This is a genomic window from Anabaena sp. 54, from assembly GCF_017355725.1.
GTDB classification, from domain to species: domain Bacteria; phylum Cyanobacteriota; class Cyanobacteriia; order Cyanobacteriales; family Nostocaceae; genus Dolichospermum; species Dolichospermum heterosporum.
In genome coordinates this window covers 1-9,610 of sequence record NZ_JAAVWA010000061.1, presented here as the reverse complement: position 1 = coordinate 9,610, position 9,610 = coordinate 1, and the positions used below count along the sequence as shown (strand labels likewise).

Below are 9,610 nucleotides of genomic sequence, written 5' to 3'. Positions count from 1 at the left end.
CCCCAACTCCCCCAACTCCCCCAACTCCCCTTTTACTTCCCCAACTCCCCCAACTCCCCCAACTCCCCCAACTCCCCCTGTTCCCTGTTCCCTGTTCCCTGTTCCCTAAATTATATGAGTCTCGAAGTTGGTATTATCATGGGTAGTGATTCCGATTTGCCCACAATGAAGGATGCGATCGCTATTTGTGAAGAATTTGGTATTGTAGTTGAAGTTGCCATTGTCTCTGCCCATCGTACCCCAGAACGGATGGTTGAGTATGCTAAAACTGCACATCAACGCGGTATTAAGGTAATTATCGCTGGTGCTGGTGGTGCGGCACATCTCCCTGGTATGGTAGCATCTTTAACTCCTTTACCTGTGATTGGTGTTCCCGTCGCTACTCGGAATTTACAAGGTGTTGATTCTTTATATTCTATAGTGCAAATGCCAGCAGGAATACCCGTCGCTACCGTCGCTATTGGGAATTCTAAAAACGCTGGACTTTTAGCTGTACAAATTCTTGCTACTCACCAACCAGAATTACTCGAAAAAGTGCAAGTTTATCGGCAAAGTCTTTGTAATATGGTCATGGAAAAGCAAGCTAAACTAGACCAGCTTGGATATGAAAAATATTTACAACCATAGATATTTACACCAGGCGGTTAGAAACCGCGTCTACACAGGCAAAACCCACCTGCGTGGGTTAAGATTTATTAGTCCATGAAGACGGACTTGGTTTATGTAGCCGCGTATCCCTAACGGGAGGCGAAGCCATATTGTATTCGCCAGGGCTTAGTGCAAAATATAAATATTCACATAACTCCATATTAAGTCGTGAACCATCCTATCAACACCTCAGCCCAAACCCAAAATCGCAAAGCAGATCATATTCGCATCTGTTTAGAAGATAATGTCCAATCTCCAGTAACTACCACTGGTTTAGAAAAATATCGCTTTACTCATGCTTGTTTACCGGAAATTGATGGTAAAGATATTGATGTGAGTACGACATTTTTGGGCAAACATCTCCATGCACCTTTGTTAATTTCTTCCATGACGGGAGGTACAGAACAAGCGGGAATTATTAACCGTCGTCTGGCTGAAGTTGCCCAAGAATACAAATTAGCAATGGGTGTAGGATCTGTAAGAGTAGCAGTGGAAAAACCTCAAGTTGCGGATACTTTTGCCGTTCGTAAATATGCGCCCGATATTCTCCTCTTTGCCAATTTAGGCGCAGTACAGCTTAATTATGACTATGGTATTGATGAATGTTTACGAATTGTTGATCTGGTCGAAGCTGATGCTTTGATTTTACATATTAACCCTTTGCAGGAATTCATTCAACCCAGGGGTGATACTAATTTTCATGGATTGCTTGACAAAATATCTGACTTGTGTAACGATTTGCCAGTTCCCGTAATTGCCAAAGAAGTAGGTAATGGAATTTCCGCAACTATGGCAGAAAAACTGATAGCTGTGGGAGTGCAAGCTATTGATGTGGCTGGTGCTGGTGGTACGTCTTGGGCGATGGTTGAAAGTGAACGGGCAGAAACCTCCTTACAGCGGCGTTTGGGGCAAACATTTGGGGACTGGGGGATACCCACAGCCGATTGTATTGCCAGTATTCGGGAGCATGATCCCGATGTTCCCTTAATTGCTTCTGGGGGCTTACGCAATGGTTTAGATGTGGCTAAAGCGATCGCTCTAGGGGCTGATATTGCTGGTTTAGCAATGCCCTTTCTCAAAGCAGCGGCAGTATCGGAAGCGGCTGTAGTAGAATTAACAGAGGTTTTAATTGCCGAAATCACCACCGTATTATTTTGCACTGCCAATAGCAACCTGTATAAATTAAAGCAATCTCAGAGTTTACAACGAACAACTGACCACTGACAACTGACCACTGACAACGAACAACTGACAACTGACTTATAAATAACTAATGACTAATTTTCTTAAACAAACCCTAGCAAGTTTAATTGGTAGTTTACTAGGACTGACAATTTTTTCTGGAGTCAGCACACTGGGATTCTTATTAATATTAATTGCGGTTGCTAGTTCTCAAAGTTCAGCCCCAACAGTGAAAGATAAGTCAGTTTTAGTTTTGGACTTGTCTATGAAAATCACCGATAGTGAACCTAATTCCAGCCAACTTTTGCAAAAAACTTTTAGCGGGGTTGAAGAAAATAACATCACACTTCGCAAAGTTGTAGAAACCTTAGATAAAGCCGGACGTGATCAAAAAATTGTAGGTATTTATATAGATGGAACTAATGCTAATAGTGCAGTTGGTTATGCTTCCTTGAAAGAAATCCGTCAAGCATTAGAAAAATTCCGCAAAACCGGCAAAAAAATTATTGCCTATAGTACAGATTGGAGTGAAAAAGAATATTATCTAAGTTCCGTAGCCAATCAAGTTATAGTTAATCCTATGGGAGCAATGGAAATGAACGGTTTAAGTTCACAACCAATGTTCTTAGCGGGAGCATTTGAAAAATACGGCGTTGGTGTGCAGATTGTGCGGGTAGGTAAATTTAAGGGTGCAGTAGAACCGTTAATCCTCAATAAACTCAGCCCAGAGAACCGGGAACAAACTCAGAAATTGTTAGATGATGTGTGGGGAGAGTGGCGGAAGTCTGTAGGTGCAAGCAGAAACATTCTACCGCAGAAATTGCAAGCGATCGCTAATAGTCAATCAATTTTAGAAGCTACAGAAGCTAAATCTAATAGTCTAGTGGATACGATTGCTTATGAAGATCAAGTATTCACCGACTTAAAAAAATTAACTGGTAACAGTGAAAAAGATCAAACATTCACAAAAATCAGCTTGGCTGATTATGCCGAAGTTCCCGGAAAATCCTCAAATTCAGATCATAAAATTGCCATTGTTTATGCAGAAGGAGAAATAGTTAACGGTAGCGGTGACGAAGGACAAATTGGCGGTGATAACTTTGCAAAAATATTCTCAAAAATTCGCCAAAATGATCAAATCAAAGCAGTAGTTTTAAGAATTAATAGCCCTGGTGGTAGTGCTACCGCAGCCGAAATCATGCAGCGAGAAATCAAATTAACTCGTCAAATCAAACCCGTCATCGTTTCTATGGGAGATGTAGCTGCTTCTGGTGGTTATTGGATTGCAAGTGATTCCAACCGCATTTTTGCCCAAGCTAATACCATTACAGGTTCTATAGGTGTCTTTGGCGTATTATTTAATGGTCAAAAACTAGGCAATAATAATGGCATAACTTGGGATAGCGTAAAAACGGCTCAGTATGCAGATCAACAAACCATTTCCCGTCCTAAATCACCTCAAGAATTAGCAGTTTATCAACGCAGTGTTGACCGCATTTATAATCTATTCTTGCAGAAAGTTTCCCAAGGACGGAAAATTCCCACTGCAAAAGTAGCAGAAATCGCCCAAGGACGAGTTTGGTCAGGAACAGCAGCCAAACAAATCGGTCTAGTTGATGAAATTGGTGGTTTAAATGTAGCCATTGAATATGCAGCTAAACAAGCGAAATTAGGAACTGATTGGGAAATACAAGAATATCCGCGAAGTACAACCTTTGCAGAAAAGTTATTTGGTAAAAAATTAGATCAAACAAAAGCCAAATTAGGCATAGAAAAAACCCAAACTAAAAACTCAAACCCCTTAATAAATGAACTAGAAAAATTCCAACAGGAAATCAAAACCTTGCAAACAATGAATGATCCTCAAGGGATTTATACTCGTTTACCAATTAACTTTAAAATTGAATAAGTAGGTTGGCGTTAAAAATTGTCGTTGGGGCAAGGGAACAGGGAACAGGGAACAGGAAGAGGGTTTGGGCGATTTTACTTTTCGTTACATATTTCGGTTTTTTTCCGTTCACCTACTTAGGTAATTGGTAATTGGTAGTTAACGAGGATTAAACTATTGCTAAAATTACAAAATATAGCGATTATTGGTCGAATAAAATATAATCGAGGGCGCAGAAGAAAGCGCCTCTACTGTCTTTAAAGTTTAAAACTGTACCTCACTGATTTTAACCCAGAAAAATTACACTAATAAACTGACATGAACACTGTTACCCTAAATCTAGATCCAGTTGTTCGCCTTACAGATGATCAGTTTTACCAACTCTGTATGGCTAATAAAGATGTAAACTTAGAACTCAATGCACAGGGAGAATTAATTATCGTGCCACCAGTAGGAGGAGAAAGCGGCCGTAGTGAATCTGATTTAAATTTCAAAGTAAGTCTTTGGAACTACAAAACCCAATTAGGAATAGTATTTAGTTCCTCTACTATTTTTCAACTTCCTAATGGTGCAAAACGTTCTCCTGATGTTGCTTGGGTAAAATTAGATCGGTGGGAAGCACTAACTGTTGAAGAAAGAGAAAAATTTCCCCCACTCGCACCTGATTTTGTCATTGAACTGAGATCAAAAACAGACAGACTTAAAACCCTGCAAGAAAAATGCACCGAATATATAAATAATGGCGTGCGTTTGTGTTGGTTAATTAATCCCTACGATAAACAAGTAGAAATTTACCGACTGGAACAACCTGTAGAAATTGTTCAATTTCCTGTATTACTGTCTGGAGAAGATGTGTTATTAGGGTTTGAATTACAATTTTGAGATCCACAAACAATTTATCTTGAGGTGGGCATTGCCCACCATCAATAATGCTATTGAAAACGATAATTGCGATCGCCACGTTCACCATTCGCATCTCTTATGGATAAACCCGTAGGAATAGCATTACCTTGAGGATCTACTTTTACCCTCACTAAAATTGGTTGTTGTCTACCATTCCTGGCTTCCTGAATTTGCGAAATATCCTCATTAATCTGTTGTCTTTGTTCTTCAGGAATGAAATAGTCTTCTAACCCATAATTAATCAAACCGTCTTGATAATTACCTTTTAAAGCTACCTGATTATTAGATAAATAAACAGGACGATTACTACTTACCCGGATAGGTTTCCAAGACTGAAGTTCATTTCTATCAAAAGATTGTCGTTCTTGCAAAATTAAATATAAGATACTCCCTGGGGCAATTTGTCTACCCCTGCGAGAATTTCTTCGCAACCAGTCATTCCAACCCGGCAATCTTCTCAAAGTTTCAGGACGGGAAATATTATAATCTAAGTTCAATGAAGAACCCCTGACAACATCATTAGAATCTACAGGTACAGTTTGCAAAATTACTGTCTTACCCGTCATATCTGTATACATTGCCTGAGAAGGTACAGCCAGAATTAAACCTACTTGAACCAATAAAGGAGCAATTAATCGCCAAATCGGTAAAGGTTTATTAGCTTTCTGTTCTGTAGCCTTAAGATAATCCCGAAAAGTCAATTTTTCGGAAAATTCCATTTCTGGAGTGAAGGTTTTTTTTGATTCAGGGAAGTCATTTTTCATGGGATTGATTTAGTTAGTAATTGGTAATTGGTAATAGATAATAGATAATAGGAAAAAATACTTTTCCCATTCCTGCTAATTTTTCGATAGGAATTTATCCGCAGAGATTTATATAGAAAGAACTCAGATTTAATTTTTTGTGAGTAAGTAGAAAGGCGTAAAAAAGTCGAACTCAGGTGTCTGAATTTTGATTGAGAATTATCCTATTAAGTAGGTGAACACAATAAAACCAAACTGTGTAAAGAAACGTAAAATCGCCCAAACCCTCTTCACTCTTGCCTTTTGCCTCTTGCCTTTTGCCTTGCCATAACGACAATTTTCAACGCCAACCTACTTACTTTCTACTTCGATAATCACCTCCACTATTGCCTCTGTTATCTCTCTCCCTTTCTCTATCCCTCTCCCTCTCTCTATTTCTCTCCCTTTCTCTATCTCTCTCTCTACTATCGTTAGTGCCTCCACTACCACTCCGATAATCACTGCTACTATTGCTTCTGTTATCGCCTCTACTATCGTTAGTGCCTCCACTACTACTCCGATAATCACTGCTACTATTGCTTTTGTTATCGCCTCTACTGTCGTTAGTGCCTCCACTACTAGTTTTATTCCCACTATTCCCACTATTCCCACTATTCCCACTATTCCCGCTATTCCCGCTATTCCCACTACCACCGCTATTCCCGCTACCACCACTATTCCCACTATTCCCACTATTCCCACTATTCCCACTATTCCCGCTATTCCCACTACCACCACTACCACCACTATTCCCACTACCACCACTATTCCCGCTATTCCCGCTATTCCCACTATTCCCGCTACCACCACTATTCCCACTATTCCCACTATTCCCACTACCACCACTATTCCCGCTACCACCGCCATTACTAGTTTTAGAAGTAGTAAAGCGACGTTCAAACCAAAGTCCGGCAGCAATGAGAGAATAACCGCAAATACCAAATACTAAAGCCCGGAAAAGAACCTCAGTATTATATTCTAAAACCCGGCTGATAATTTGCAGGGTAAATAATAACATACCACACCAAAATGCGGCTCTTTTTCGTAATTTCAACCCTTCTTGAACTAATCCCCAGGCTAATATTGCCAATAAAACATTGAAGATGAAAATGCCTAGTTCGGTAATTCTGCTGATAGCTTGATGCCAAAAAGGAGTAATCAGAATAAACCCTAAAAAAGTAGTAATAATGCCAAGTCTGAAAAATACTTCTCGTCGAAGTGGACTATTGCTTTGACGAATTAGAAACAACCATTGTAAAACTGCCAAACCGCTGAGAATCCCTAAATCAATAATTGGCAAAGATGGTAATACATTCGATGAATTACTAGTTGAATTGAAGGGATTTAAAAATGATAAACTGCCAATAGAGTCAACCGATTCCCATTGCCAACGGAAAGATAAAAGATAAAAAACCACACCAAAGCAAATCAAGCCAAAATTACGTGCCAGGGGTTGAAACAATCTATAATTAACTGTGGGAAAAAGTAAATCGTCATAACTCCAAAGTAAGGCAGGTGGTAAAGCCAACGCAAAGGAAGCTATCCAAGAAGCTGCATCAGAAAATGTTAAGAGTGGTAAAGGTCTGAGGTTATATTGCAAAGATATAATAAATGCCACAACTCCTATGCCAAAAATCCACCGGGATCTGCAAATATAAGCTAAAGGAACAAACAGTAACCATGATAGTAAGGGCATATGGCGCACAGCTAACCGCGCCCAAGTCACTTCCCCAGATTCAGATCCTAAATTACCAATTCCTATCCAGTAACCGATTTGAATGAGGACAATAGCCATAATTCCCAAAGAATTGAGGGAAAGACTATAAGCCATAACTAACACCCCAACCCCCCAAGCTAAAAATAACTCAGAAGCTGAACCGCTAATATTGAATATTTGCGCCATCAACATGAGGGTTGCCCCTAAAATAAAAGCACTGAGAATTAACAATGCTTCTCCGAGTACCCGTTTACCCTCTTGAGATTTTTTACCTTGATTTGTGGTAAGTGTAGGTTCTCGCCAAGTCAAAAACCCAGTAATGGCTGTGGAGAGAAATAAACTCATTAACAAGATAAACTTAACGTCCCGTGACCAACCTTGCCAATTTGCGCCCACAAGGGTCATTAAACCTAAGCCTAATAATAAACCGCCGATGACAATGGCAATAACACCAAAACTATCACGGGTAGATTCTTCTATTTTATTAAATTGATGCCGCTTGGCTATTTGGTCGTACTGGGAAGAACTAATAATTCCTTCGTCTCGCCAACGTTGTGATTCTTGGCGCAGTTTTTGCTGAAAATTGTTAAATATCATGACCTCTCCGGTACATAAGTGTAACACCAAATCTAAAATCGTAATTTGGCATGAGTTTGACAAACATTAACAAAACAAGGTTAGCCTCTAGCTAAAAGCCAGAAGCCATAACAGACGAACTTTGCAAACGCCATGTAAATATCGGTCAATGTCTTTTTAGTATGCAGCCAAATATATTGATTGCATTGTTCTCATGTAACAGTTTCTCTTCTGATTTAATTTGGTAGAAATTAATATGGAAAAACCTTCTAATTTATTGCTTAAAGTTACCCGACAGTTATTTACAAATGTAGATGAACAAACAAAGTTTATAGATGCTTTAGTTCATCCCCAACCTTTTGCACCCTGCATTCTTTGGTGTCAAGATCAACCAGAGATTTCGCCTTTTCAAGTGCAAACTCCAACACATTGGCAACCACATTTTGTAGACCGTTTATCTTTGGGAGCAAAACCAGGTAAACATTCTCTCCATGAACAGGGATATTTTTACTGTTTAGATTTTTCTTCGGTATTTTCTGCTTCTGTTTTGTTGGCAATTCCCGAATCAATATCTATAGTTTTTGATATGTGTGCTGCCCCCGGTGGTAAAAGTGTGTTTGCTTGGAAGGCTTTAAGACCTGATTTGCTAATTACTAATGAGGTAATTGGTAAGCGGTTAGGAATGCTGATTTCTAATTTAAAACGTTGTCAAATTAAACCCAGTGGGGTAGTAAATAGAGATTCGAGTATTTTTGCAGAATTGTTGCCGGCTTCGAGTAATTTGGTGATGGTTGATGCCCCTTGTACTGGGCAATCTCTATTAGCTAAAAATGAGAAAGCACCAGGATGTTTTCACTCAACTTCAATTAATAAAAGTGCCAATCGTCAAAAACGCATTATTGCTAATTCTGCCCAAGTTGTTGCCCCTCAAGGTTATTTAGCATATATGACTTGCACCTATTCCCCTGAAGAAAATGAGCAGGTTTGTGAATGGTTTTTGGAACGGTTTCCGCATTTTCAAGCTGTGAAAGTTGATCATTTATCTACTTTTCAATCTCGTTTAACTAGCATTCCTTGTTATCGGATGTTTCCGCAATATCGGTTGGGTGCGGGTGCGTTTACGGCGTTGTTTAAAAATACGATGGAAGGTGATGCGAAGGGGGTTGATTTAGAGTCTATGTCTGCTATGTGGAGATATCAAAGTATGTAGTGTTCTTTGATGCTGTCCGAATAAAGCCCACCTGCGTGTGATTTACATTTTTTCTCACGCAGAATCACGAATAAGTATTAAGATTTACAAATTAAAATAAGTCGTCATCAGGTAAATCAAGGCTTTTACGTCATTTTTGCGTAATTTTTGCATAATTTAGTATAACTTTTTTAATAGAATAGTATTTTTTACTGTAGTCAAGTTGGCATAAATCATTTTATGTTTATGTAGTGACACTGACGATATCCAAAAAATCAGTATTTTTTGGATATCGTCAGTGTCAGTAGGACTAATATTTAATCTTTGAAGTACACCTAAGATGAGCATTGCCGACTAGAATCTGGATACAGTCTGCATTGCCCACCCTACGTAAGCAAGATTTTCATAAATTATTTAGGGGTGCATTATGTTTGATAATTCTGAAAAGTCTTTTGATTCCTCTTTACCAGGATTGGGTAATTCCTCAACTTACCTGGATAAAGATCCTTTAAATCCTAATCCAGAGTTTGGTTTACAGCAACTTCCATCGTTAAATGCACCTCTTGATTATGCTGGAAATACCCGATCTACAGCCCGTAATGTTGGTACTTTAACAAGTCTTCAGAGTTTTAATGATTGGGTAGGAAGTGCTGATACTAATGATTACTATAGTTTCAATGTAGGCACACAAAGTAACTTTAGTCTAAATTTAACAGGCTTAAGTG

General features: G+C 39.1%; 7 protein-coding genes and 1 pseudogene. 6 read left to right on the top strand and 2 right to left on the bottom strand.

Going from position 1 to position 9,610, the window contains the following annotated elements:
- Positions 1-114: 114 nt before the first annotated feature.
- From purE to HEQ36_RS25690, 4 genes are all read left to right on the top strand, one after another.
- Positions 115-627 carry a 5-(carboxyamino)imidazole ribonucleotide mutase gene (purE, locus tag HEQ36_RS25705; protein WP_039200586.1) on the top strand — a complete coding sequence of 171 codons (513 nt, stop codon included), beginning with the start codon at positions 115-117 and terminating at the stop codon, positions 625-627.
- A 189-nt stretch (positions 628-816) separates the two neighbouring features.
- The gene (gene fni / locus HEQ36_RS25700; RefSeq protein ID WP_168637034.1) at positions 817-1,872 is read left to right on the top strand and encodes a type 2 isopentenyl-diphosphate Delta-isomerase; all 1,056 of its coding nucleotides are present in this window, start codon (positions 817-819) and stop codon (positions 1,870-1,872) included.
- Between the two features lie 49 nt (positions 1,873-1,921).
- The gene (gene sppA / locus HEQ36_RS25695; RefSeq protein ID WP_053539224.1) at positions 1,922-3,739 is read left to right on the top strand and encodes a signal peptide peptidase SppA; all 1,818 of its coding nucleotides are present in this window, start codon (positions 1,922-1,924) and stop codon (positions 3,737-3,739) included.
- A gap of 297 nt (positions 3,740-4,036) precedes the next feature.
- Entirely contained in the window at positions 4,037-4,600 is a 564-nt protein-coding gene (locus HEQ36_RS25690) for a Uma2 family endonuclease (protein ID WP_039200584.1), read from the top strand.
- A gap of 50 nt (positions 4,601-4,650) precedes the next feature.
- On the opposite strand, the gene HEQ36_RS25685 is transcribed toward HEQ36_RS25690, so the two are convergent.
- Positions 4,651-5,385: a GDYXXLXY domain-containing protein gene (locus tag HEQ36_RS25685; protein WP_039200583.1), complete on the bottom strand. Its 735-nt coding sequence runs from the start codon at positions 5,383-5,385 to the stop codon at positions 4,651-4,653.
- 904 nt (positions 5,386-6,289) lie between these two features.
- Positions 6,290-7,717, bottom strand: a pseudogene (locus HEQ36_RS25680) (DUF2157 domain-containing protein); the annotation flags it as partial.
- 235 nt (positions 7,718-7,952) lie between these two features.
- Here HEQ36_RS25680 and HEQ36_RS25675 point away from each other — a divergent pair.
- Both HEQ36_RS25675 and HEQ36_RS25670 read left to right on the top strand, forming a co-directional pair.
- Complete coding sequence (locus tag HEQ36_RS25675; protein WP_039200582.1) at positions 7,953-8,906, top strand: RsmB/NOP family class I SAM-dependent RNA methyltransferase; 954 nt, start codon at positions 7,953-7,955, stop codon at positions 8,904-8,906.
- A gap of 406 nt (positions 8,907-9,312) precedes the next feature.
- Positions 9,313-9,610: hypothetical protein (locus HEQ36_RS25670; protein WP_290708717.1), on the top strand; the 298-nt coding region annotated here is incomplete at its 3' end.